We start from the raw sequence: 24,472 nt of genomic DNA, 5'->3' as shown, positions 1-24,472 counted from the left end.
TTAACGCGCGTGGCTGTGGCATAGCATGCCAATTTGTCACTTCCCACAGGCGTTTCCAAGGAGGGCTCGCGATGCACAAGACTGCCGCCGTGCTGCGTCACCGCGAGCTCACGCAGGAGATTTACAACATCGGCGACGAGGTGGCGGAGTACACCGAGCACCTCGCCGAGGCGATCGCGGACTACGACGGGGAGCTCACTGAGGACTGTCTCGCCGAGTTCGTCGAGATCGTCGACGACGCCCGCCAGGACGCCCGCCGCGTCGTCGCTGAGCTGATCGGCCTGCGCCAGGCGCTGACCTCCGGCCGCGCCGCCGGCCACCTGTCCGCTGGCGCGAAACCGGAGGAGCGCATTCCGGAGCCCGAGCTTCTCGACGCCTCCGGCCTGAACGACCTCTTCCCCCTCCAAGCACCGTTCTCGGTGCAGACCATGCAGGACGCGCTGACCGGCCGCACCGACCTGGTGGTGCAGCACCTCGGCGAGATCGTGTCGTATTGCCTGGAGCAGACCGACATGGTCGCCCGGGAGCTCGGCGTGGTGTCGCTGCCGCAGATGTACGCGCGCGTCGGCGAAATCGTCGAGAAGGCCGTGATGGGCTGGGTGGAAACCGTCTGCGTGGACCACCCGGCGTTCGTGCGCACCATGCGCGGGTCCAACCCGCCGGAGTTTTTGGAGGAGCGCGCCCGCATCGACCGGATCGTGGCCAAGGTCGCCGCGAAGCGCTCCCGCCGCGGCGCCTAGCCTTAGGGCCATGGATTCTTTCGGCGTTTACGTCCACGTCCCGTTTTGCGCCACGCGCTGCGGGTACTGCGACTTCAACACCTACACACCCACCGAGGTGGATTCCTCCCACGCCCAGTACTTGGACGCGCTCGAGAAAGAACTCGAGCTCGCCGCCGCCCGCGGCCTGCCCAAAGCCGACACGGTGTTCATCGGCGGCGGCACCCCGTCGCTGCCCGGCGCAGACGGCCTCGCACGCATCCTCGACGCCGTCCGCAACACCTTCGGCCTGAACCCCGGCGCGGAGGTCACCACCGAGTCCAACCCGGAATCCACCAGCCCCGACTACTTCGCCGGCCTGCTGGACGCCGGCTTCACCCGCGTCTCACTCGGCATGCAGTCCGCCTCCACGCCGGTGCTCAAGGTGCTGGACCGCCAGCACACCCCGGGCCGCGCCGTCGCCGCCGCCCGCGAGGCCCGCGCCGCCGGCTTCCAGCATGTGAACCTGGACATGATCTACGGCACCCCCACCGAAACCGACGACGACGTCCGCCGCACCCTCGACGCCATCCTGGCCACGGACGTCGACCACGTCAGCGCCTACTCGCTCATCGTCGAGGACGGCACCGCCATGGCCCGCAAGATCCGCCGCGGCGAGCTGCCGGCGCCACAGGAGGACGTCTACGCCGACCGCTACGAGATCATCGCAGACACCCTCGCCGACCACGGCTATAACTGGTACGAGGTCTCCAACTGGGCCAAACCGGGCGGCGAGTGCCGCCACAACCTCATTTACTGGCGCAACCGTAAGTGGTGGGGCGCAGGCCCGGGCGCGCACAGCTTCATCGCTTCCGAGCGTTTCTTCAACGTCAAGCGCCCCGAAAAGTATGCACAGTTGCTTGCCGACGGCGCGCTGCCCATCCAGGACACTGAACCCATCACGGAAACAGAGGCCCACACCGAGGCAGTCATGCTCGGCCTGCGGCTGAAAGAAGGGATCCCGTCAGATTGGGTCGGGGCGGGGGCACGGGAGGTCGTCGATAGGCATGTGCATGCTGGCTTGCTTCAGGCAGGCGACAGGCTGCGGCTGACCGACAAGGGCCGGCTGCTTGCAGACGGCATCATCACCGATATCCTGGCAGCCGAGTAAGGAGGCGTAATGGGTACTGCGGACCAGCGGCGCCAAGCGGTGCTGCGCGCGATCGTGGCGGACTACATTGCAAGCCAGGAACCGGTGGGGTCGAAATCGCTGGTGGAGCGGCACAAGATGGGGGTGTCCTCGGCGACGATCCGCAACGACATGGCGGTGCTGGAGCAGCAGGGCTACATCTCGCAGACCCACGCCTCGTCCGGCCGCATCCCCACTGAGGCGGGTTACCGCGCGTTCGTGGACGCGCTGCACGACGTCAAGCCGTTGAGCGCCGCCGAACGCCACGCCATTTTGGACTTTTTGGAAAACGGCGTGGACATGGAGGACGTGCTGCACCGCTCCGTGCAGCTGCTCGCGCAGCTGACCAATCAGGCGGCGGTGGTGCAGCTGCCAACGCTGACGGTCTCGCGCGTGAAGCACTGCGAGGTGGTGGAGCTGACCCCGACGCGGCTTTTGCTCGTGCTGATCACGGACGCCGGGCGCGTGGACCAGCGCAACGTGGAGCTTTCGGCGCCGATCGGGCCGGACGGGGTGCGCCTGCTTCGCGACCTTTTGAACGAGGCCCTGGTGGGCCAAACCATGCGCGACGCCTCGGAGGCGCTTTCTCGCCTATCGACGAAAGCTCCGCCCCACCTCGCCGACCCCACCTCACGCGCGGCAGAAGTGCTGATCACCACGCTTGTCGACGCCGCGCCGGACCGGCTGATCATCGCCGGCTCGTCGAACCTGGTCGTGCCGTCGGGAGGCTTGCAGGGCGTCATCGACGCGCTTGAGCAGCAGGTGGTGGTGCTGAAACTGCTCGCCGGCGCGCAGGAGCTCGAGCGGGTGAGCGTGCGCATCGGGCGCGAGAACGAGGACGAGGAATTTTCGCGCGCCTCGATTATTACAACAGCGTACGGCTCGGGCGACGAGGCACTCGGCGGCCTCGGGGTAGTGGGTCCGACCCACATGGACTACCCCGGTACCATGCAGAAGGTTGCCACCGTGGCCCGCTACATCAGCCGCATTCTGCGGGGCGAATAGAAGGGAAGTTATGGCTCGCGATTACTACGGCATCCTCGGCGTGGACCGGGAAGCCACCGAGCAGGAGATTAAGAAGGCGTACCGCAAGCTGGCGCGCAAGTACCACCCGGACGTGAACCCGTCCGAGGAGGCCGCCGAGAAGTTCGCGGAGATCGCGGCGGCGCAGGAGGTGCTGCTGGACCCGCAGAAGCGCGCAATCGTCGACCGCGGCGGCGACCCGATGGAGGCCGGCGGCGGCATGGGCGGCGCGGGCGGCTTCGGCGGCGGGGGACTCGGCGACATCTTCGAGGCGTTCTTCGGCGGCGGTGGCGCCCGCCAACCCCGCTCGCGCGTGCAGCCGGGCAACGACGCGCTGCTGCGCACCGCCATCACCCTGGAGGAGGCGTTCGCCGGCACGAAGAAGGACGTCACCGTGGACACCGCTGTGCTGTGCGAGAAGTGCCACGGCACCGGGTCCAAGACCGAGGCGAAGCCGGTGCCCTGCGGCACCTGCGGCGGCGCCGGCCAGGTCCAGGAGATGCAGCAGTCGTTCTTGGGCAACGTCATGACCACCCGCGAGTGCCCCACCTGCCACGGCTACGGCGAAGTGATCAAGGACCCGTGCACCCAGTGCGCCGGCGACGGCCGCGTGCGCGCCACCCGCGATCTGACTGTGAACATCCCGGCCGGCATCAACTCCGGCATGCGCATCCGCATGGCGGACCAGGGCGAGGTCGGCCACGGCGGCGGCCCCGCCGGCGACCTCTACGTGGAGGTGCAGGTCAAACCGCACCCGGTGTTCGTGCGCGAGAACAACGACCTGCACGTGCGCCTGACCGTGCCGATGTACGATGCAGCGCTCGGCACCGAGCTGAGCGTGGACAACCTCGCCGGCGAGAAGACCGTCATCGAGGTGCCCGGCGGCACCCAGCCCGGCGACACCATCCACCTGCAGGGCGAGGGCATGCCGCGGCTGCGCGCCGAGGGCGCCGGCGACATGATCGCCCACGTCCAGGTCACCGTGCCCACCGCCCTGACCAACGACGAGCGCGCCGCGTTGCAGGACCTCCGCGACGGCCACCCGGACAACCCGGAGGTCCACGTCGAGTCCGACGAGCACGGCGAGGGCTTCTTCTCCCGCATGCGCGACCGTTTCCGCCGATGAGCCTGCCGTACTTCCTCACCGACGACCCCGCCGCCGGCACGCTCACCGGCGCCGAAGCCAAGCACGCCCACGTCAAGCGCATCCAACCCGGCGAGCACATCATGCTTATCGACGGCCAAGGGTCCACCGCGCTCACCCGCGTCACGTCGGTGGGGGCTGGTCGGGTTGACGGAGTCGTCGAGAAGCTTCAGTTTGTGCCGCAACCCACGCCGCGGGTGACGGTGGTGCAGGCGGTGCCGAAGGGCGAGCGCGCGGAGCTCGCCGTGGACCTGGCGGTGCAGGCCGGGGCTGATGCGATTGTGCCGTGGATTTCGCACCGCACGATCGCGCGGTGGCCGGCGAACAAGCAGGCCAAGCAGGTGGAGAAGTGGCGCGCGCAGGCGCTTTCCAGCGCGAAGCAGGCGCGGCGCGCGTGGGTGCCGGAGGTGCGCGACCCGGTGACGACGAACCAGCTGTCCGAGCTGCTGCAGGAGCGCCACGCTCTGGTGCTGCACGAGGACGCCACCGACTCCATCCGCGACGTCGACTTCGGCGAGGACGTGTGGCTGATCGTCGGGCCCGAGGGCGGCATCGGCGACGACGAACTGGAAATCCTGGGCGCCCGCCCGGTGAAGCTCGGGCCCGAGGTGCTGCGCACCGCCTCGGCGGCGTTCGCGGGGCTTTGCGCCATCGGGGCGTTGACCTCCCGCTGGTAGGGTTGGCCCCCATGGAAGAAATGGTGACGCGCAAGGTCGAACTCGACTCGGCGTACGCACAGTCCGTCCTGGGAATCAACGATGACAACCTGCGGGTTCTAGAGGACCAGCTCGGGGTGGGCTTCCACGCCCGCGGCACCGAGCTGACCGTCAAGGGGCACGCGGAGCAGGCGGCGCACGCGCTGCGCGTCGTCGAGGAGCTGGAGTCCATGGCGCGCCGCGGTGTGCCGCTGGGGGTGGACACGGTGATCCAGGCGGTGCGCATCATGGAGGCCGAGGCGCCCGGTGCCGTCGCGGACATCCTCGGCGAGGAGATCATCTCGCGCCGCGGCAAGGTCATCCGCCCGAAGACGGCCGGCCAGCGCGCGTACGTCGACGCGATCGACGAGAACACCATCACCTTCGGCATCGGCCCCGCCGGTTCCGGCAAGACGTACCTCGCGGTGGCGAAGGCGGTCCAGGCGCTGCAGAACAAAGAGGTCAAGCGCATCATTTTGACCCGCCCGGCGGTGGAGGCGGGCGAGAAGCTCGGTTTCTTGCCCGGCACGCTCTCGGACAAGATCGACCCGTACTTGCGCCCGTTGTACGACTCGTTGCGCGACATGATGGACCCGGAAGCGATCCCGAAGCTCATCGAGGCCGGCATCATCGAGGTCGCGCCCCTGGCCTACATGCGCGGTCGCACCCTGTCGGACGCGTTTGTCATCCTGGATGAGGCGCAGAACACCACCGGCGCGCAGATGAAGATGTTCCTCACGCGCCTCGGTTTCGGCTCGAAGATGGTGGTCACCGGCGACACCTCCCAGGTGGACTTGCCGCGAGGCACCGTCTCCGGCCTGCGTGTGGCGCGGCGCATCCTCGCGGACATCGACGACATTTCGTTCCAGGAGCTCGGCGCCGGCGACGTGGTGCGCCACCACCTGATTTCGCGCATCGTCGCAGCGTACGACCGTCACGACGCGCAGAACGCCCTGCGCTACGAGAAGCGCCAGCAGGCGATCGAGGCCGAGCGGGAAGCGGAGGCAAACCAGTGAGCATTGAAGTCTTGAATGAGTCCGGCGAGGCGGAGGTCAATGAGCAAATGCTTATCGACGTCGCGTCGTTCGCCATGCGCTCCATGGACGTCCACCCTGAAACCGAAGCCACCATCACGCTCGTGGACGAAGCCACGATGGCTGACCTGCACGTGCGCTGGATGGACCTGGAGGGCCCGACGGACGTGATGAGCTTTCCCATGGACGAGCTCACCCCCGGCGGCGGCCGCCCCGACGCGGACATGCCCGGCCCGGCGATGCTCGGCGACATCATCCTGTGCCCGGCCTACGACCGCAAGCAGGCCGAAATGGCCGGCCACGACCTGGCGCACGAGATGGCGCTGCTCACCGTCCACGGCGTGCTGCACCTTTTGGGCTACGACCACATCGAGCCGAAAGACGAGCGCGAGATGTTCGCGCTGCAGAACGAGATCCTGGCGGACTGGTACGACGACCTTGCCCGCCGCGGCGTGGAGTACCAGCCGAAGCCGACCGGCGCGCACGCCTTCCCATCGGCCGCGGACCGCGACGAGCTGGACAAGCTGATGAAGGGCATCGAGTGACGCTGACCTTCGTCTACGCGGCCGTCACCGTTGCCGCGCTGCTGTTGTCCGGCCTGCTCGGCTCCATCGAGTCCGCGCTCGCCCCGATCTCGCGCGCCCGCGTCGAGGGCATGGTCAAAGACGACACCCCGGGCGCGGAGGCGCTGCTGCGGGTGGTGGATCACCGCGCGAACCACGTCAACACGCTCGTGCTGGTCAAGACCGTGCTGGATGTCGTCGCGTCCGTCACCGCCGCGATGCTCGCGATGGATCTGCTGGACTCCGACGGGTGGGCGATCGCGGTGGCGGTGATCGTCGTCACGCTGCTGCAATTTTCCATCGTCGGGGTGTTCGCGCGCACCGCGGGCAAGCGCAACCCCTACACCATTTCGCTGAAGGCGGCCCAGGGGCTGGGGGTGTTCCAAACGGTGCTCGGGCCCGTCGCAAAGCTGTTGATTTGGGTGGGCAACCTGTTCCACCCCGGCGAGGACTTCCGCGACGGCCCGTACGCCACCGAAATCGAGCTGCGCGAGATGGTCGAGGTCGCGCAGGAAAAGGGCGTGGTGGAAACCACCGAGGGCCGCATGATCCAGAACATCTTCGACCTCGCGTCCAACTACGCGCGCCAGGTCATGGTGCCGCGGCCCGAGATGGTGTGGATCGAAGGCGAGAAAACCGCGCGCCAAGCCACCGCGCTCATGGTGCGTTCCGGCCATTCGCGCGTGCCGGTGATCGGGGAGAGCGTCGACGAGATCGTCGGTATCGCGTACCTGAAGGACATGTTCACCGACCGCGGCACCCCGATCGACCCCGCCACGCTGATTACGGAGTTCATGCGCGAGCCGCTGTTCATCCCGGACTCGAAGCCGCTGGACGTGCTGCTCAAAGAGATGCAGCAGTCGAACACGCACATCGCCATGCTTATCGACGAATACGGCACCGTCGCCGGCCTTTTAACCATGGAGGACCTGCTGGAAGAGATCGTCGGCGAAATCACCGACGAGTACGACGAGGACGAGGAAGCGCCGATCACCGAGGTGGAGCCGCGCGTGTTCCGCGTCCAGGCGCGCCTACCGCTGGATGATTTGGTGGATTACCTCGCCGACAACCTGGACTACGAGCTGGAGTACGCCGAGGACGTCACGGAAAACGTCGACACGGTGGCGGGGCTGTTGTCGTATGAGCTGGGGCGCGTGCCGCTGCCGGGCGCGTCGATTCTGCGCGACGGGGTGCGCTACACCGCCGAGGGCGGCCGCGACCGCCGCGGCCGGGTGAAGACCCGCACCGTGCTCGTCTCGGTGGCGGAGGCCACAGAGCCGCTCCACGGCGATTAGTCCTACTTTTCGGTAGAATTGTGCACGTAAGCAGGTTTCCACCGAGAGGAGCTTCACATGCGCGCTGTACGTTACTACGGCCAGAAGGACATCCGCGTCGAGGACATCGACGCCCCAGAGGCGGGCAAGGGCGAGGTGCTCATCGACATCGCCTGGTGCGGCATCTGCGGTACCGACCTCCACGAGTACCTGGAAGGCCCGATCTTCTGCCCGAAGCCGGGCCACCCGCACCCGATCACCGGCGAGGAGCCGCCGGTCACGCTCGGCCACGAGTTCTCCGGCGTCGTCGCGGCACTGGGCGAGGGCGTGGACGACCTTGAGGTCGGCCAGCATGTCGTCGTCGAGCCGTACGTGCTTCCCGACGATGTCGACCCGAAGGAGCCGGGCCCGTACAACCTCCACCCGGACGTCAACTTCATCGGCCTTGCCGGCGGTGGCGGCGGCCTGTCCGAGAAGATCGCGGTGCAGCGCCGCTGGGTCCACCCGATCAAGAACGACGTGCCGCTGGACGAGGCCGCGCTCATCGAGCCGCTGTCCGTCGCCCACCACGCATTCTCCGCCTCCGAGGCCGGCGAGGGCGACGTGGTTCTGGTCGGCGGTGCTGGCCCGATCGGCGTGCTCACGGCTGCCGTCGCAAAGGCATACGGCTGCACCGTCGTCGTCTCCGAGCTGTCCGAGCTGCGTCGCCAGAAGGCCCTCGACGCCGGCGTCGCAGACCACGCCATCGACCCGTCCAAGCAGGACCTGAAGGAAGAAATCCTGAAGATCACCGACGGCAAGGGCGTCGACGCGGCCTTCGAGGCAACCTCCGTCAACGTCGTGCTCGACCAGCTCGTCGATTGCCTGAAGCTCAAAGGCACCCTGGTCGTCGAGTCCATCTGGTCCAAGAAGGCCGAGCTGGACATCCACGCCGTGGTGATGAAGGAGCTGACCATCCGCGGCATCATTGGCTACGCCCACGACCACGAGCAGACCATCAAGCTCGTCGAGGAGGGCAAGGTCGACCTCAAGCCGTTCATCACCGGCAAGATCGGCTTCGACGGTGTCGTCGACGAGGGCTTCGACACCCTGATCAACCGCAATGAGACCGCCGTGAAGATCCTGGTGTCGCCGGAGCTCTAAAATGCTCGTATGAGCAACATTCTCTCCATCCAGTCCGCTGTCGCGTATGGCCATGTTGGCAACTCGGCAGCGGTCTTTCCTTTGCAGCGCATCGGCCACGAAGTGTGGCCGGTGAACACCGTGAACTACTCCAACCACACCGGCTACGGCGCGTGGGGCGGGCCGATCATTCCGGCCGACGACGTCGCCGCGGTGCTGAGCGGCATCCGCGACCGCGGCGCATTCCCGCTCATCGACGGCATCCTCACCGGCTACCAGGCTTCCCCCGAAATCGCCGACGTGATCGTCGGCACCGTGCGCGACATCAAGGCGGAGAACCCGGACGCTATCTACACTTGCGACCCGGTGATGGGTTCGGCGACATCCGGCTGCTTCGTCGCAGATTCGATCCCGCCGCTGTTCCGCTCAACGATCGTGCCGGCCGCCGACATCATCACCCCGAACCAGTTCGAGCTGGGGTACCTGACCGAGCGCGACGTTACCGACCTCGATTCCACCCTCGCCGCCGTCGACGCCGCCCGCGAGATGGGCCCGTCCACCGTGCTGGTCACCTCGGTAAAGCGCCCGGAGACGCCTGAGGACGCCATCGAGATGATCGCCGTCGACGACCACGGCAAGTGGATCGTGCGCACCCCGCGCCTGCCGTTTAAACGCAACGGCTCCGGCGACGTCACCGCGGCGCTGTTCACCGGGCACTACCTCCGCGGCCGCGACGCGAAGGACGCGCTGGCCAAGACGGCGTCGTCTGTGTTCGACCTGCTGCGCGTGACCCTCGAGGCAGACTCGCAGGAGCTCAAGCTCGTCGAGGCGCAGGACTACTACGCCAACCCGCAGCTCCAGTTCGAGGTCGAGGCCCTCTAACCGTTTTCAGGCATGCCGATGTGCCCGCCCTTTTGGGGCGGGTTTTCGGTGTGTGGTTAGTCGAAGAGCAGTTCCATCGCGCCCGGGGTGGTCATTGGGACGCGTGTGCCGTTGGGTGCGACCCAGTGGATGCGGGCGTTGGGGTTGTCGATGTAGCCGAACGGGCCTTGCCTGTTGTCGGCGTTGACCCCGTTGTGGAAGGGGCACAGTTCGGCGAGGTTGTCCATGTTGGTCATTCCCCCGTAGCGCCACGCGTTGATGTGGTGTGTTTGGGTGGTCTCGGCGGAGTGTTTGCAGTCCGGAAACGCACACGCCGGGCAGAGCAGCTTCGACATGACTTTCTGCTTCGGGTTGGCGCAGCGCTTACCGTAGTACAGGTTGACGGGGCCTTCCTGGGGGTGGAACGCGGCGACTTCGAGTATGTCGCCGAATTCGTGCTCCATGTATTCGGCGCCTGTCATGGTGGTGCCGTCGGTGCAGATGAGCGTGACTTCGTCTGCGTGGCCTGATTGGATGCGGGCCCAGTCGGCGATCGGCACGAGAATGATCGGCCGGAAGTTCGCCTTCGGTACCCCTTTGCCGTCGCGCAGGATCCCGATGAGGGTGTGGGCCATTTGGGCGGCTGCGGGGTCGTCGGCGTCGATGAGTTGTCGCAGCAGGTGCTCCAAATCGGCGAGGTCGCGCTCGTTGTAGGTCAGGATCATGGTGCGCATCCCTGCCTTCGAGCGGGAAAACTTGCACGAGGGTGGGGCTGGTTTGACGGGTTGTTTGATCAGCCGTTTGATGCGCTTGGTCAACGCCCTGTACGAGCCGCGGTGGCGCACCAAATCCAACCTAATGCGCCAGCGTTCGGCGGCGCCTTCGACGGCGAGCAACTTTTTCTCGATGTGCACGAGTTGGTCCACAGGTAACCCCTCGGCGGCGGCGAGTGCGTCGCGTTGTTTGCGGGTGAACTGGGTCGGGCCGTAATACGCGTGGTGCACCCGCGCCAGGTCGCGTACGCGGCTGGTGGATAGGCCGGCGGCCATAGCTACGTCGCGGTCGAAGTCGGCGAGCACAGAAACGCCTGCGGAAACAAAGTCGGTGAAGTTCATGGCCCGAAAGCTAAGCCAGCGCAACCCCCAACACCAGACCCAAATCAAAATCTGTGGATAACCCCCGCCAAAAGCCCCCGCCGCAACACAGTTGTCCACAGCGAAACCACTCAGGGGTTGACAGGTAGAATCCCAGGCCATGAACGACTTCCCCGATTTCCCGGACGATCTGCCCGCAGAGGCCAGCGCGAACGATTTCGAGCGCGCCGACGCCGGCGGCTTCACTGACACCCCGGAGGGCTTCAGGTCGGGGTTCGTCAGTTTTGTGGGCCGCCCGAACACCGGTAAGTCCACGCTGACGAACGCGCTGGTGGGGGAGAAGATCGCGATTATGGCGGATCAGCCGGAGACGACCCGTCACCCGATCCGCGGCGTGATCAATCGCCCCGACGCCCAGGTCATCGTGGTGGACACCCCGGGCATCCACCGCCCGCGCACGCTGCTGGGCGAGCGTCTCAACGACGTGGTCAAGGACACCTTCGCCGACGTGGACGTCATCGGTTTCACGGTCCCTGCGGACGAGAAGATCGGCCCCGGCGACCGCTACATCCTGGAGCAGATCCGCGAAACCAAGCCGAACACACCGATCGTGGGCATCGTGACCAAGCTGGACAAGACCGGCAAGGACACGGTCGGCGAGCGCCTGCTGGAGCTGCACGAGCTGCTGGGCCAGGACGCGGAGCTGGTGCCGGTGTCGGCCACCCAGCAGGTGCAAATCGACACGCTGCTTGACGTGCTCGTCGATAAGCTCCCGCAAGGCCCGCGTTTCTACCCCGAGGACCACACCACGGACGAGGACACGGAGACGCGCATCGCGGAGCTCATCCGCGAGGAAGCGCTGCGGGGGCTTCGCGACGAGCTGCCGCACTCCGTCGCCGTCCAAATTGACGAGATGATCCAGGAGGACCGCCGCGTCAAAATTTACGCCGTGCTCTACCTGGAGCGCCCGGGCCAAAAACGCATCATCGAGGGCCCGGACGGACGGCGCTTAAGCGGCATCGTGCACCGCGCCCGCAAGCAGATCATCGAGCTGACCGGGCAAAACGTCTACCTGGACGTGCGCGTCAAAGTGCTGAAGAACTGGCAGCAGGACCCGAAGGCGCTGGGCCGGCTTGGCTTCTAAAGCCCCGCGCCCGAACTGGCGCGACCGCGCGTTCGTGGTGCGCACCTACGATTTTGGGGAGGCGGACCGGGTGGTCGTCCTGCTCACAAAGAACCACGGACTTATCCGCGGCGTGGCCAAGGGGGTGCGCAAGGCGAAGAGCCGCTTCGGCTCACGGCTGCAGCCGTTCGTGGAGGTCGACGCGCTGATCTACCCGGGCCGAGGCCTCTCGACGATCGCTTCCGCCGACACCGTCACCTACTACGGCGCCCGCATCATCGACGACTTCGACCGCTACGCCGCCGCCTGCGCCGTGATGGAGACGGCGGAAAAGCTCAGCTTCGAAGAAGCGGACCCCACCCTGTTCGCCCTGGTTCAGGACGCGCTGCGCAACCTGCAAACGGAGCAGCACCCCACGATGGTCCTCGACGCGTTCATCCTGCAGGCCACCGAGCACGCCGGCTGGGGTTTAAGCCTCTTCAACTGCGCGAACTGCGGGGTACCCGGCCCGCACAAGGCGTTCAACGCCACGGTCGGCGGGGCGGTGTGCAACAACTGCCGCCCGCCGGGCTCCATGGACGTCCACCCCGAAACGTTGCACGAGATGTGGCTGATGGAGAGGGGCAGCGAAGTGCCGTCGATACGCGTGGCGCAGATTCACCGCGCAACCGTCGCGCACCTGCAATTCAACCTGGAGACCGGGCTGAAAAGCTTCAAGATTATGGAGCAGGCATAATTGACGCCCATGGGCGCACCGAGAATTGACACGAAGTTCATCCCGAAGCACATCGCGCTGGTGATGGACGGCAACGGCCGTTGGGCGCAAAGCCGCGGCCTCAAGCGCACCGAGGGGCACAAGGTGGGTGAGGAGAAGCTCATGGAGGCCGTCGACGCGTGCATCGAGCTCGGCGGCGTCGAATGGCTCTCGGCGTACGCGTTCTCCACGGAAAATTGGAAGCGCTCGCCTTCCGAGGTGCACTTTCTCATGAACTTCACGCGCGAGGTGCTGCGCCGCCAGCGCGACGAGCTGCACGCCAAAAACGTGCGCGTGGTGTGGTGCGGGCGCCGCCCGAAGCTGTGGGGCAGCGTCATCGAGGAACTCGAGGTCGCCGAGGAGCTGACCAAAAACAACACCGGCCTCACGCTTGCCATGTGCGTCAACTACGGCGGGCGTGCGGAGATCACAGATGCGGTGCAAAAGCTTATCGACGCTCACGTGTCCACCGTCGACGAAAAAACCATCGCCCGCTACCTGTACCGCGCGGACATGCCGGACGTGGACCTGTTTCTGCGCCCGTCGGGGGAGCAGCGCACGTCGAACTTCCTCATCTGGCAGTCGGCGTACGCGGAGATGGTGTACCAGGACGTGCTGTTCCCGGACTTCACCAAGGAAGACCTCTGGGACGCGGTGCTCGAGTACGCCAAGCGCGACCGCCGTTTCGGCGGCGCGGTGGACAAGTTCGCTAACTAGCGCTTGGCCTGGCAGGCGCGGCACACGCCGTAGATTTCGGCGTCGTGGCCGACCAGCTCGTAGCCGTAGTGCGAGGCGATGACCTCGGCCCACTTCTCCACGGGCCCGCCCTCGATTTCCTCGCTGCGGCCGCACTCGGTGCACACCAGGTGGTGATGGTGGTGGCCGGATAAGCAGTCGCGGTAGAGGGTCTCGCCGTCGGGGGACTGCAGCACGTCCACGGCGTTGACCTCGGCAAGCGATTGCAGGGTGCGGTAGACGGTGGTGAGGCCGACGGACGCGCCGTCGGCAAGCAATTGCTCATGGATGGTTTTCGCGGACGCGAACTTGTCCAGCCCCCGCAACGTCTCCACGACGGCGGCGCGCTGGCGCGTCATTCGCGGGCCCAGCTTGGGCACGGGGCGGGATTGCGCCCGGCGGTTCGTTTGCGTCATACCATTGCAGTCTAGCTAGTCGCGCACAGGCTTTGGCGTCTGCGGGGCGAGGCCGGGATCCACTTCAGGACGCACCGTGGCAGGCGGGTCGACGATCGCCGCGCCGCTCGAGCCGCTGGCATGGCCGATGTCACGGTTGCGCCTGCGTTTGCGCAGCTGCGCCAGCTCGTCCTGCGCCTCGGTGAGCTTCTCCAGCGACGCCAGCTCGTGGATGATGCCGATGATGTCCGGCTGGTCCAGCGCGTAGAGCACCTCGCGGCCCTTGCGCGACGACGACACCAGGCCCGCCGAACGCAGCACCCGCAAGTGCTGGGAAATCAGCGGCTGCGACTTCTCCAACTCGTTGACCAGCTGGTGGACGACCTTCTCTTCCTCGGCCAGAAGCAGCAGAATCTCCAGCCGGGTTTTCGAGTCCAACACTTTGACGAGCGCGGCAGTGCGGTCCACGTCCTCGTCCGCCAGCTTTGGAAGGTCCGCCAAAACGTAACGTTCGCTCACGGCGTCCCCTTTCCTCAGCGCCAATGGGAAACAGATGATTCGTTCAGAATACAAGAATGCCTAAACAGAGTGGGACTTATGTCCAAACTGGGCGGGTGACCGGAGGCGTCGTAAGGCGGGCTATGCTGTTTTGCGTACTTTGCACGCACTTTCCCACCAGGAGATGTTGATGCCCGCATCAAAGATTGAGACCGTCGTTAACCTGTGCAAGCGCCGCGGACTGGTGTACCCGGCCGGCGAGATTTACGGCGGAACCCGCTCCGCGTGGGACTACGGCCCGCTCGGCGTGGAGCTGAAAGAAAACCTCAAGCGCCAGTGGTGGAAGCACATGGTGCAGTCCCGCCGCGACACCGTCGGTGTGGACACCTCCGTCATCCTGCCCACCCGCGTGTGGGAGGCCTCCGGCCACGTCGAGGTGTTCACCGACCCGCTCGTGGAGTCGCTGTACACCCACAAGCGCTACCGCGCCGACGACCTCCTCGAAGCCTACGAGGAGAAGCACGGCCACCCGCCGGCAAACGGCCTCGCGGACATCAACGACCCGGAAACCGGCCAGCCCGGCAACTGGACCGAGCCGAAGTCGTTCTCCGGCCTGATGAAGACCTACCTGGGCCCCGTGGACGACAAGGAAGGCCTGCACTACCTGCGCCCGGAGACCGCGCAGGGCATTTTCGTGAACTTCAAGAACGTGATGACGTCGTCACGCATGAAGCCCCCGTTCGGCATCGCGAACACCGGCAAGAGCTTCCGCAACGAGATCACCCCGGGCAACTTCATCTTCCGCACCCGCGAGTTCGAGCAGATGGAGATGGAATTCTTTGTCAAGCCCGGCGAGGACGAGAAGTGGCACGAGTACTGGATTGACAACCGCTACAACTGGTACGTCGACCTGGGCATCAACCCGGACAACCTGCGCCTCTACGAGCACCCGCAGGAGAAGCTTTCCCACTACTCCAAGCGCACCGTGGACATTGAGTACGCCTTCGGCTTCACCGGCTCCAAGTGGGGCGAGCTCGAGGGCGTGGCCAACCGCACCGACTATGACCTGAAGACCCACGCCGAGGCCTCCGGCGAGGACCTGAGCTACTTCGACCAGGAGAACAACGAGCGCTGGATCCCGTACTGCATCGAGCCGGCCGCAGGCCTGGGCCGCGCGATGATGGCGTTCCTCATCGACGCCTACGACGAGGAAGAAGCCCCCAACGCCAAGGGCGGCACCGACACCCGCGTCGTGCTGCGCCTGGACCGCCGCCTCGCCCCGGTGAAGGTGGCCGTGCTGCCGCTGTCGAAGAAGCCGGAACTGTCCGGCCCGGCCGAGGAGCTCGCGGCGAAGCTGCGCCAGCACTGGAACGTCGACTTTGACACCTCCGGCGCGATCGGCCGCCGCTACCGCCGCCAGGATGAGACTGGCACCCCGTTCTGCGTCACCTACGACTTCGACACCCTGGAAGACCAAGCCGTCACCGTGCGCGAGCGCGACACGATGGAGCAGGAACGCGTGCCGCTGGCGGAGCTGGAGTCTTACCTGGCCGCCCGCCTGATCGGCTGCTAGATTCTCGCTCATGCATTATGTGAGCTGGGATCGCTCGAACCGGGACGCGCCGAAGCTTTTGGCGGAGGACGGCCCGGACGTCCTCGGCGTGTTCGAGCACGACCGCGCGATTGTGTGCGGCCAGAGCTGGGATCTGACGGCGCACGCCGAGTCGGGCGCACTGGCCACGTGCGGCGGTGAGGAGATCGTGCGCACCTCCGACAGTTTGAAGCGCGCCAAGCGCATCGACGCTGTCGTGGACGGCACCTCCTTCGCCCTGATCCCGGAGACGTCCAAGAACTGGGTGGTCGAAGGCCCGGACGGCGAGAAAGTCGCCCAGTTCACGCAGGACCACAACGGGGTGCGCAAGGCCATCCTCGAGTTCGAGGGGGAGACCCATCTGTCGCCCGTGCAGGTTGCCGGCCTGGCGTGGCTGTCGCGCTGCGTGCTGGAGGCCCGCAAGATGGCCAATTCCACCGCGTTGATTGCCACGCTGGTGTTCCTGTCGCTGTTTGTCGTGGTGGTGGCAGTGCTGTGATTTGGCAGGGAGCTTCGCTTATCGACGACCAAAGGTCCATCGCCGAATCCACCCCCGACACCGTCACGGTGTTTGCCGGCGCTTCCCCTCGCGCCGCAACCTCGGACACAGCCACCGTGCTTCGCATCACGTCCGATAACCCGGCGAAGTTCCGCGCCTTCGACATCGCGACGTCGGATGAATACCTGCTGCGCAAGGCTGGGTTTACGGTGTCGCGCTACGCCGCGGACTGCGCCGGCCGCCGCTACACCTTGAACCGCTCGGGCTTTGACCTGCTGTCGGGCGCGATCACCCCGAAGCGCGAGATCCGCGACGGCGCCGGCGAGCTCATCGCCGTGACCCGGGGCTTCCCGTCCGGCGAGCTGGGCGTCGACGTGGCGGAGCCGACCCTTCGCGCCGACGGGTTCGACGAGATCCAGCTCGTGGACCTCGCCTTCATGTCCTGGGCGCTGACCTTCGTCGACGCGCCCGCCCGCCGCACGCGCTACTGAGCACCCCCGCGGCGCCGCCTAGAAGGTGCCGCCGCGGTTGGAGGGGCGCCCGCCGGAGAAGCCGCCGCCCCCGCCGAAACCGCCTCCGCCACCGAAGCCTCCGCCGCCACCGCCGAAACCGCCGGAGAGCACCGAGCCCCACAGCACGGCGCTGGCCAGCGAGTCGGCGGTCTGGCGGTTGCGCTGGGCCTGGTAGCGGCGCAGGTCGTCGTTCGCGGCGGCCTCGGCACGGCGCGCGGTGGCGGTGGCGGCACGTGCGGCGTCGATGCCGGCGCGGGTGTCGCGCACGCGCAGCTGGTGGGCCTGCGCGTACTGGCGCTTCGCCTCCGCCAGCAGGGTGCGCGCGTGCGAGCCGATGATGCGGCCGCGCGACAGGATCAGGTCCTCGGCGCGCTGGATTTGGGCGCCGGCGACTTGCATTTGCTGGTCGAAAAGCTGCAGCGCGCGGGACTGGTCGCCGGCGATGCCCTTCGCGCGGTCCAGCGCGGCGTCGATTTCGGCGTCCATGCTGGTCAGCTCCTGGTACAGGGCCAGCGGGTCGGACTGGTCGCGGTCGCCGATTTCGCCCAGCATGCGTTGGGCCTTGGCGGCAACGGTGTCGAGCGAAGTGACGTCGATACGCGCGCCCTGTGCACGAGCACCCTTGACCTGCTCGATTTCGCGCAGCTCGCCGCGTATCTCGTCGATCAGCGCGGGCAGGTTGGCCTTCGCGGCGCGGATGTTGTCCTCTGCGTGCTCGATGGCGGCGAGGTTGGTGTCGGAGACGTTCACGGCGCGGGTCGCGGAAGCCAGCGTGTCCAAAAGCGCGCCCTGGCGCCCGGCCGGCTTGTCGGCAAGCGTGCGCGCTTCGCCGAGGGCCTTTTCCGCCTCGTCCAACGACGCTTCGGCCAGGTCCACGTTGTCCACGATGGACTCCAGAATCTGCGCCGGGTACTCGCCCTGCAGCTGCGCCAACGTCGCTCGCGCGGGCTCCAGGCGCGCCCGGATGTCCACGGTGCGCGCGAGGACCTTCTCCACCTCTTCGGGCGCGCGCATGAGCACGCCGCGCATCTCGTTGAACTCGGTCGTCTTGTCGCGCAGCGCCTGCTCCGCGCGGCCGGACGAGGAGATGATGTCCACCAGCATCGCGCGTTTTTCGGGTTCGGTTTCGGGGATGGCGTCGTAAAGCTTTTGGTGCGTGGCAAACGCGCGCTGCAGGGTGGTGGTGGCCTCGTTCATCGCGGAGGTGAACGGGCGCACGCGGTCCGCGCCGAACTCGGCGGTGGCCAGCTCGAGCTCCTGTTTGCCCTGGGTAATCGAGTCGTCGGCGGAGACCAGCGCGTCGCGCGCGACCTCCTCCAGCGTCGGCGTGGGCAGGCGTCCCAGCGAGTCGGTGTCCGCCGGGTCGAGGGCCTTCGCGGACTCGATCTGTTTGGCCTGCTGTTTCTTCGAGCCCTTGCGCGTCGCCGCGTACACGCCGCCGCCCGCCAGCGCCGCGACACCTAGGCCGCCCGCGAGCCAGCCTGCGCCATCGCCTGACGACGAGCTCCCGCCCGCCACCGCATTCACCGCATTCAACGCGGCCGAAGACCAGTTCATCTCGGACAGCTGGGCGTGCGCGGCGGAGTTCATGCGGTCGATCTCGGACTGGGTCCACTCCTCGCCGCCGCCGACGTTATACAGCCGCTCATCCGGCGAGATCGCCAGCACGGCGGTGTTGGAGCCGTTCGCAGCGACGGCCTTGTCCACCCATTCGGGCGGGGTGTACTGCCCGAAGGAGCGCAGGAACACCACGCGCACGGACTTGCCCTGGGTCTTGCTGACCTCCTGGATCGCGCCTTCGATCTCGGCCAGTTCGTCGGCGGAGAGCACTGCGGCGTCGTCGGTCACCGGCTGCGTCAGCCGCCCCGGCTCGAGGGATGCCTTGGTGGCGGTTGCTTGGGCCTGGATGAGGGTGGGCGGAGCTTCCGTCGCAAAGCTGGGTGCGGCGGCGACAAAAAGGCCGCCGGACACGGCGAGGATGCGCAAGTAACGGCTAGTCATGCCGACTAGGGTAGCGCGACGTGTACGTTTACAACGCCGCCGATACGCAGCGCCGCGCCGACGAGGCGCCGAAGGGCGCGCAACTCGCCCCGGATTCACGCGGGGATTTCGCCCGCGACCGCGCCCGCGTGCTGCACTCCGCGGCGCTGCGGCGCCTCGCCGACAAGACGCAGGTGGTCGGCCCCCGCGACGGTGACACCCCGCGCACGCGCCTGACGCACTCGCTGGAGGTCGCGCAGATCTCGCGCGGCATCGGCGAGGGCCTGGGCTTGAGCCCCGATCTGTGCGAGATGGCCGGGCTCACCCACGACATCGGGCACCCGCCGTACGGCCACAACGGCGAAGTCGCGCTCAACGAGGTCGCACCCTGCGGCTTCGAGGGCAACGCGCAGACGTTGCGGATCCTTGCGCGCCTGGAGCCCAAAGTGCTTATCGACGGCACGTCCTTCGGCCTCAACCTCACCCGCGCATCATTGGACGCGGCCGTGAAGTACCCGCTGACGCGCACGAACGCGGACGGTTCGGTGAACCGGAAGTACTCGGCCTACGACGAGGACGCTGGCGTGTTGGCGTGGCTGCGCGAGGGGCATACCGATGGGGCACCGCCGATGGAGGCGCAGGTGATGGACTTTTCCGACGACATCGCCTACTCCGTCCACGATGTCGAAGACGGCATCGTCTCCGGGCGCGTGTCCCTGCGCGTGCTGTGGGACTTCGTCGAACTCGCCGCGTTGGCCGAGAAGGGCGCGGACGCGTTCGGCGGCGACGCCGATTCGCTTGTGGACGCCGCCGATCGGTTGCGCTCCCTGCCCGCCATCGCCGCGGCCGCCGAGTTCGACTACACGCTTAGCGCGTGGGCCGGCCTGAAGGCGTTGACGTCGCAGCTGGTGGGACGTTACGTCGGCGCCGTCACCCGCGCCACCCGCGAGGACGATGGCAACCGCGCCCTCGCGGACGCGCCTGGCGCTGCGACCTCCGGCGCGCCTGGCCTCGGCTTGGGCCGCCAGCACGGGCGCCTCGTCGTCCCACCGGACGTGGAGGCCGAGGTCCGCCTGCTCAAGACCGTCGCCGTGCTGTATGTAATGGACCAGCCGTCGCACCAGGCGCGCCAGGACCGGCAGCGCGACCGCATCTACCGCGTCCACGAGTACCTCCGCGCCGGCGCGCCGGGCAGCCTGGACACGATGTTCCAGGCGTGGTTCATCGCCGCCGAGACGGACCTGGAGCGCGAGCGCGTGATCGTGGACCAGATCGCGTCCATGACCGAGTCGCGCTTGGAGCGCACCGCTAAAAAGGCCGCCGCCTTCGAGGGGTACTTCTAGTAAGGTAGGCGCTGTAATCCCCTCCCGTAGTGGTCCCCCGTTTTAACGGCATGGCTGTGGAGGGGTTTCTTTATTACAACCGCTCGGCGATGGCGGCGAGCGCGGCGCGGGTGCCGATCTCGCCGGGGAGCCAGGGCAGTTCGACGCGGGGGACGTCGGGAAGTTGCGAGTCGAGCAGCGAGAGCGCGGAGTCCTCCACGGCGCGGCGCGAGGCCATGAACTCGCCGGCATCGGCGGGGCTGCGGCGGTTGATCACCAACGAGCCGACGCGGATGCTGTTGGACGTGAGGTCGTCGTAAAGCTCGCAGCTCTCAAGGACCGGGAGGCGCTCCGCGGTGAGCACGATGTGAAACGCGCAGGCCGCGGGGTCGGTGAGGATGTCGCGCAGGCGCTCGAACTTGCGACGGCGGCGCAGCAGCGTGGCGCGGATTTCCTGGTTGCGGCGCTCGACGGGGTCGTCGACCGTGCCGCCCAGGCCGCGGACGGCGCGGGAGAACTTGTCGGACTGCTCGCGCCGCTGCATCAGCCCGCCGGTGTACGCGGCCATCAGCTCCGGCAGCGCGAGCAGGCGCGAGGTGTGGCCGGAAGGCGCGGTGTCGAAGATGATGTGGTCGTAGCCAGGCCTATCGACGAGCTCCGCCACCGCCTCCAACATCGCCGCCTCATGCATGCCGGGCGAGTGCCGCGCCAGGTCCAGGTGGCGGCGGATCTCGGGGTGCATGCGCTCCGGCATTATCGCCCGCATGGAGCGCTCCACGTCCGCAAGGTGCCGCTCGGTGGTGGCGGCGGGGTCGAGCTCCACGACGTCGAGGTTGGGCTCGAGTGGCGTGGGGGCGTCGGAAAGCTGCGCGTCCCAGATGTGGCCCAAGTTGTGCGCCGGATCCGTGGACACCAACAGCACGCGCCGGCCGGCCTCGGCCAGGCGCACCGCGGTTGCGGCGGAGACGGTGGTTTTGCCCACCCCGCCCTTGCCGCCGAAGAACATCACGGGCGCGGGCGCTAGCAGCATCGGACGCCGTCCAGCGGGGATCGCTCCATGCCCATGCGGGTGTGCCAGGCGTGGAATTCGTCGTAAAGCAATGGCATCAGTTCGAGGGTGTAGAAGCTTGCGGGGTTGGGGATGCCGAGCGTCTCCGAGGCGACAAGCAGGGTGAACAGGTCGTCCTCCTCGCGCGCGGCGCGGGCGAATTCGCGGCGGTAGGGGGCTTTGTAGAACTCGTCGAGGCCGCGGGCAATTGCTTTAAGACGTTCGCGCATCCGCCAATTCACCCGGAATCGTCTCATCGTCGCGCCAGGTCACAGCCGGTTCTTTGCGCGACTTCGTGATCGCCGTGAACGCCTCGACGATGACCCAGATGGCGCAGCAGATGATAATCACGTCCAGCACCAGGAGCAGCCAGTTGCCCGCCTCGAGGAACGTGCGCAGCTGCAGCACCGCCGCCCACAGTGACATGGCGGTGACGAACACCAGCGGGATCAGCACCGGCCAGGTCGGGCGGCGCAGCTGCGTCAGGATGATCACCACGACAGACAGCGTCAGGCCCGCCATGAGCTGGTTGGTGGTGCCGAACAGCGGCCAGATCAGCATGCCGCCGGAGCCGTCCAGGCCCATGGAGAACGTCAGGCCCAGCGCGCAGCCCACCGCGATGATGGTGGCCACCGCGCCGGAGAGCTTCACGCCGGCCAGCTCCGCCATTTCCGCGACGACGAGGCGCTGCAGGCGGATGCCGGAGTCCATCGTGGTGGCGGCGAACAGCACGGCCATGGTGGCCAGGATGGTGGCGGACAGGGAGGTCGGGATGCCCAGGCCTTCGTTCATGAGGTCGCCGCCGCCTTGGATGAACGCATCGACGCCGCCGGCGTTCCACTCGTTGTAGATCTCCTCCCACGTCGCCAGCGACTTGAAGCCGGCGGTGGTGGCCACGATCGTGCCAAGTGCGAGCAGGCCCTCGCCGACCGCGCCGAAGTAGCCGACGAAGCGCGCGTCCGTCTCCTTGTCCAGCTGCTTCGACGACGTGCCCGAGGCGACGACGCCGTGGAAGCCGGAGATCGCGCCACAGGCAATGGTGACGAAGAGCAGCGGGAAGATGCCGGGGGTGCCGTCGGGGACGGCGTCGCGAAGCGAGGGCGCCACAATCTCCGGGCGCACGATGAAAAACGAGCCGTAGAGGATGATCAGGCCCACGAACAGCTGCAGGCCGTTGATGTAGTCGCGCGGCTGCAGCAGCACCCACACCGGCAGCAGCGAAGCGATAAAGGCATAAGTGAACAAGAAGATGATCCACCAGCCGCGGTCCGGGATACCCAGCATCGTCTCCGGCAGGGCGAGCGGGAATTGGTCGCCCAGGATCATCAGCCCGTACAGCGCCGCGACACCCACGATGGACACCAGCGGCAGGTTCCAGTTGAAACGGTAGATGGCCTGGCCGATCAGCAGCGCGACGACGATCGCGCCCCAGGTCGGGATCACCGCCGTCGGCGTGGAGATCAGCAGGTTCGAGATGACCACCGCGAACGCCGTGTTCACCATGAGCAGCAGCAGGAAAATCACCACGAGGAACAGGTTGCGCCCGCGCGCGCCGATATAGCGGCCGGACAGCGTGCCGATTGACTGCCCGCGATGCCTTTGCGACGCCCACAGCGCCCCCAAGTCATGCATCCCCGCGAAGAACACGGTGCCGAGCGTGACCCACAGAAACGCCGGCACCCACCCCCAGATGACTGCGACGGCCGGGCCGATGATCGGTGCCGCGCCCGCCACGGAGGTGAAGTGGTGGCCCCACAGGACGTACTTGTTCGTGGGGACGAAATCCACGCCGTCTTCCATCGTGTGCGCGGGGGTGGTGTACGCGTCCGAGAGCTTGTAGACGCGTTTGCCCAGGAATTTCGAGTACAGCAGGTAGCCGGCAGCCATCATCGCCAGGCCGACGAGCACCAGGATGAGCGAGCTCATGGGTCTTCTCCGATCGTGTCGTGCTTCACATGGTCTGTGTCACATTGGTTGGGATTATGGCACACGACACTTTCCTAGGGGTTTCTCAGGGGTTTCTATTCTTCGGTGCGCTTGGTGTGTGTGGCGCCGGCGCGCGGGCTCCACCCTGTATCCCACCCCAATCCCGCCTGATTCCCGCAAACCCCTAGTAAGCTCTCCCGAGAATGCCCGATTTTCGGCCTTACTAGGGGTTTGTTCCTAGGGGTTTGGGGCAGCGGGCAGGGGCCGGGCACCGAGCGGCCCCGGCGGCCGGACCCGAAACCCGGCAAGAACAACGCGCCTGCGGTAGTCTCCGCAGCGGGGTAACTGGTCAAGGGGGGACTAATGAAAGACACGCGCAAGAAAGAGCTGCGGGAAAAGCTGGTCGACGTGCGGAGGGTGTCGTCCGCAGACACTGAGACGCACCGGCGCATCAGTGAAGGCGAGCTGGCGCAGCTGACCAAGTCGATGTACTTCTGCGCCGAGACGTGGAAGAGGCTCAAGGAGTACGAGAAAGCCTTCCTGAGGTGCTACGCAGCGGGATGCCAGAGCAGGAAAGCCGTGCTCGTCGACTGCTCGGCCGCGCGGCTCAACGGCGTTTGGACCATCGCGCGCAACGAGCCCGTCACACTCGCGGTGCCCAACGGCCGCCCAGCCTCCATCAATGGTAGCTGGACCGGGTACGAGTACCGCCACCGGAAAATCCCGGAAACAGACATCATCCACGACGGGCCCGTGCGCTACACCAACGCGATCCGCACCGCCGTCGACATTGCCCGCGAACGCGGCGTGCGCGAAGGCGTCATAGCGATAGACAGCGTGCTCTCCGGCCACGGCGACCACCTCTACGCGGAACTGCTGCACCAGTTCCGCGCCACCATCGCTCGTCTGGCCGGCACGAAAGGGATCGCCAATGCCCGGAAAGCGTTGCCGCTGGCCAGCAGACTTTCGGATTCGCCCTACGAATCCCTCCTGCGCCTGATCCTCGATGCCCACGGGGTCCCGTACCGCACCCAGGCGGCGATCGGGCGGTACCGGGTGGACTTCCTCATCGGCGACAACCTCGTCGTGGAGGTCGACGGCTGGGAAAAGTACGAAGACGTTCCCCACGAAGTACTGCGCAAGCAGCGTGTGCGCGATGACTGGCTCGCCGAGCGCGGCTACAAGGTCTTGCACTTCTACACCGAGGACTTCTGGGGCGACGAAGCCGACTTGATCCAACGCATCCGCAACGCCTGGCCCGGTGCCCGGAGCCTGCTGCCCGTGCAGGTCAAGCCGAAGGCCTACACGCCGACCGGCCCGGGGCGCGCCGTGGCGCTGCCGCCGGACCTGCAGGAGGCCGTCGACATGCTAAGCAGACCCTAGCCCCTCGAC

Annotated in this window: 25 protein-coding genes; 18 read left to right on the top strand and 7 right to left on the bottom strand. The window is 67.0% G+C overall.

The window, feature by feature from the left end; genetic code table 11:
- The first annotated feature begins 71 nt into the window (after positions 1-71).
- From H0193_RS05295 to pdxY, 10 genes are read left to right on the top strand one after another with little or no spacing between them, the layout of a single operon-like run.
- A complete protein-coding gene (locus H0193_RS05295; RefSeq protein WP_181888887.1) occupies positions 72-740 on the top strand; it encodes a hypothetical protein in 669 nt (222 codons plus the stop codon).
- 10 nt (positions 741-750) lie between these two features.
- Entirely contained in the window at positions 751-1,869 is a 1,119-nt protein-coding gene (gene hemW, locus H0193_RS05290; protein WP_181888886.1) for a radical SAM family heme chaperone HemW, read from the top strand.
- A gap of 9 nt (positions 1,870-1,878) precedes the next feature.
- Positions 1,879-2,892: a heat-inducible transcriptional repressor HrcA gene (hrcA, locus tag H0193_RS05285; protein ID WP_181888885.1), complete on the top strand. Its 1,014-nt coding sequence runs from the start codon at positions 1,879-1,881 to the stop codon at positions 2,890-2,892.
- A 10-nt stretch (positions 2,893-2,902) separates the two neighbouring features.
- The gene (gene dnaJ / locus H0193_RS05280; protein WP_181888884.1) at positions 2,903-4,036 is read left to right on the top strand and encodes a molecular chaperone DnaJ; all 1,134 of its coding nucleotides are present in this window, start codon (positions 2,903-2,905) and stop codon (positions 4,034-4,036) included.
- The gene (locus tag H0193_RS05275) at positions 4,033-4,731 is read left to right on the top strand and encodes a 16S rRNA (uracil(1498)-N(3))-methyltransferase (RefSeq protein WP_181888883.1); all 699 of its coding nucleotides are present in this window, start codon (positions 4,033-4,035) and stop codon (positions 4,729-4,731) included. Before dnaJ ends, H0193_RS05275 begins: the two co-directional genes overlap by 4 nt.
- Positions 4,732-4,742: 11 nt before the next feature.
- Positions 4,743-5,765 carry a PhoH family protein gene (locus H0193_RS05270; protein ID WP_181888882.1) on the top strand — a complete coding sequence of 341 codons (1,023 nt, stop codon included), beginning with the start codon at positions 4,743-4,745 and terminating at the stop codon, positions 5,763-5,765.
- Positions 5,762-6,328 carry an rRNA maturation RNase YbeY gene (gene ybeY / locus H0193_RS05265; protein ID WP_181888881.1) on the top strand — a complete coding sequence of 189 codons (567 nt, stop codon included), beginning with the start codon at positions 5,762-5,764 and terminating at the stop codon, positions 6,326-6,328. The genes H0193_RS05270 and ybeY overlap by 4 nt, the downstream gene beginning before the upstream one ends.
- Positions 6,325-7,641, top strand: coding sequence for a CNNM domain-containing protein (locus tag H0193_RS05260; RefSeq protein WP_181888880.1), 1,317 nt, complete (start codon positions 6,325-6,327; stop codon positions 7,639-7,641). The genes ybeY and H0193_RS05260 overlap by 4 nt, the downstream gene beginning before the upstream one ends.
- 57 nt (positions 7,642-7,698) lie before the next feature.
- On the top strand, positions 7,699-8,763 hold the full coding sequence (locus H0193_RS05255) for a 2,3-butanediol dehydrogenase (protein WP_181888879.1): 1,065 nt from the start codon (positions 7,699-7,701) through the stop codon (positions 8,761-8,763).
- Between the two features lie 9 nt (positions 8,764-8,772).
- Positions 8,773-9,624, top strand: coding sequence for a pyridoxal kinase PdxY (pdxY, locus tag H0193_RS05250; protein ID WP_181888878.1), 852 nt, complete (start codon positions 8,773-8,775; stop codon positions 9,622-9,624).
- A 56-nt stretch (positions 9,625-9,680) separates the two neighbouring features.
- Here the strand turns inward: pdxY and H0193_RS05245 are convergent, their stop codons facing one another.
- Positions 9,681-10,718 (bottom strand): HNH endonuclease signature motif containing protein, encoded by a 1,038-nt coding sequence (locus tag H0193_RS05245; protein WP_181888877.1) that lies wholly within the window; start codon positions 10,716-10,718, stop codon positions 9,681-9,683.
- Between the two features lie 139 nt (positions 10,719-10,857).
- Between H0193_RS05245 and era the strand changes: the two genes are divergently transcribed.
- From era to H0193_RS05230, 3 genes are read left to right on the top strand one after another with little or no spacing between them, the layout of a single operon-like run.
- A complete protein-coding gene (gene era, locus H0193_RS05240; protein ID WP_181888876.1) occupies positions 10,858-11,841 on the top strand; it encodes a GTPase Era in 984 nt (327 codons plus the stop codon).
- Positions 11,831-12,556 carry a DNA repair protein RecO gene (gene recO, locus H0193_RS05235; protein ID WP_181888875.1) on the top strand — a complete coding sequence of 242 codons (726 nt, stop codon included), beginning with the start codon at positions 11,831-11,833 and terminating at the stop codon, positions 12,554-12,556. Before era ends, recO begins: the two co-directional genes overlap by 11 nt.
- Before the next feature lie 9 nt (positions 12,557-12,565).
- Positions 12,566-13,291 carry an isoprenyl transferase gene (locus tag H0193_RS05230; protein ID WP_181888874.1) on the top strand — a complete coding sequence of 242 codons (726 nt, stop codon included), beginning with the start codon at positions 12,566-12,568 and terminating at the stop codon, positions 13,289-13,291.
- Here the strand turns inward: H0193_RS05230 and H0193_RS05225 are convergent.
- Positions 13,288-13,725, bottom strand: a complete 438-nt coding sequence (locus tag H0193_RS05225; RefSeq protein WP_181888873.1) for a Fur family transcriptional regulator — start codon at positions 13,723-13,725, stop codon at positions 13,288-13,290. The genes H0193_RS05230 and H0193_RS05225 overlap by 4 nt on opposite strands.
- A 15-nt stretch (positions 13,726-13,740) precedes the next feature.
- The gene (locus H0193_RS05220) at positions 13,741-14,223 is read right to left on the bottom strand and encodes an ArsR/SmtB family transcription factor (protein WP_338026601.1); all 483 of its coding nucleotides are present in this window, start codon (positions 14,221-14,223) and stop codon (positions 13,741-13,743) included.
- 169 nt (positions 14,224-14,392) lie between these two features.
- Between H0193_RS05220 and H0193_RS05215 the strand changes: the two genes are divergently transcribed.
- Genes H0193_RS05215 through H0193_RS05205 form a run of 3 tightly spaced genes read left to right on the top strand, consistent with a single transcriptional unit; the run spans position 14,393 to position 16,783 of the window.
- Positions 14,393-15,775, top strand: a complete 1,383-nt coding sequence (locus tag H0193_RS05215; protein WP_181888872.1) for a glycine--tRNA ligase — start codon at positions 14,393-14,395, stop codon at positions 15,773-15,775.
- 10 nt (positions 15,776-15,785) lie between these two features.
- Positions 15,786-16,292, top strand: coding sequence for a hypothetical protein (locus tag H0193_RS05210; RefSeq protein ID WP_181888871.1), 507 nt, complete (start codon positions 15,786-15,788; stop codon positions 16,290-16,292).
- The gene (locus H0193_RS05205; protein ID WP_181888870.1) at positions 16,289-16,783 is read left to right on the top strand and encodes a hypothetical protein; all 495 of its coding nucleotides are present in this window, start codon (positions 16,289-16,291) and stop codon (positions 16,781-16,783) included. The genes H0193_RS05210 and H0193_RS05205 overlap by 4 nt, the downstream gene beginning before the upstream one ends.
- A gap of 18 nt (positions 16,784-16,801) precedes the next feature.
- Here H0193_RS05205 and H0193_RS05200 read toward each other — a convergent pair whose 3' ends face one another.
- On the bottom strand, positions 16,802-18,805 hold the full coding sequence (locus H0193_RS05200; RefSeq protein WP_181888869.1) for a TPM domain-containing protein: 2,004 nt from the start codon (positions 18,803-18,805) through the stop codon (positions 16,802-16,804).
- Positions 18,806-18,825: 20 nt separating this feature from the next.
- On the opposite strand from H0193_RS05200, the gene H0193_RS05195 reads away from it, so the two are divergent.
- Positions 18,826-20,127 (top strand): deoxyguanosinetriphosphate triphosphohydrolase, encoded by a 1,302-nt coding sequence (locus tag H0193_RS05195; protein WP_181888868.1) that lies wholly within the window; start codon positions 18,826-18,828, stop codon positions 20,125-20,127.
- Positions 20,128-20,200: 73 nt separating this feature from the next.
- On the opposite strand, the gene H0193_RS05190 is transcribed toward H0193_RS05195, so the two are convergent.
- From H0193_RS05190 to H0193_RS05180, 3 genes are read right to left on the bottom strand one after another with little or no spacing between them, the layout of a single operon-like run.
- On the bottom strand, positions 20,201-21,136 hold the full coding sequence (locus H0193_RS05190) for an ArsA family ATPase (RefSeq protein ID WP_181888867.1): 936 nt from the start codon (positions 21,134-21,136) through the stop codon (positions 20,201-20,203).
- Complete coding sequence (locus tag H0193_RS05185) at positions 21,127-21,384, bottom strand: cory-CC-star protein (RefSeq protein WP_034998339.1); 258 nt, start codon at positions 21,382-21,384, stop codon at positions 21,127-21,129. The genes H0193_RS05190 and H0193_RS05185 overlap by 10 nt, the downstream gene beginning before the upstream one ends.
- Positions 21,368-23,080, bottom strand: coding sequence for a carbon starvation CstA family protein (locus H0193_RS05180; RefSeq protein WP_181888866.1), 1,713 nt, complete (start codon positions 23,078-23,080; stop codon positions 21,368-21,370). The genes H0193_RS05185 and H0193_RS05180 overlap by 17 nt, the downstream gene beginning before the upstream one ends.
- 363 nt (positions 23,081-23,443) lie before the next feature.
- Here H0193_RS05180 and H0193_RS05175 point away from each other — a divergent pair, with 363 nt between their 5' ends.
- Positions 23,444-24,463, top strand: a complete 1,020-nt coding sequence (locus tag H0193_RS05175) for a DUF559 domain-containing protein (protein ID WP_181888865.1) — start codon at positions 23,444-23,446, stop codon at positions 24,461-24,463.
- Positions 24,464-24,472: the final 9 nt, after the last annotated feature.

Source organism: Corynebacterium haematomassiliense, from assembly GCF_013978595.1.
Classification (GTDB): Bacteria; Actinomycetota; Actinomycetes; order Mycobacteriales; family Mycobacteriaceae; genus Corynebacterium; species Corynebacterium lehmanniae.
The sequence above is the reverse complement of the archived record's forward strand: the minus strand, read 5'-3'. Positions and strand labels throughout refer to the sequence as shown.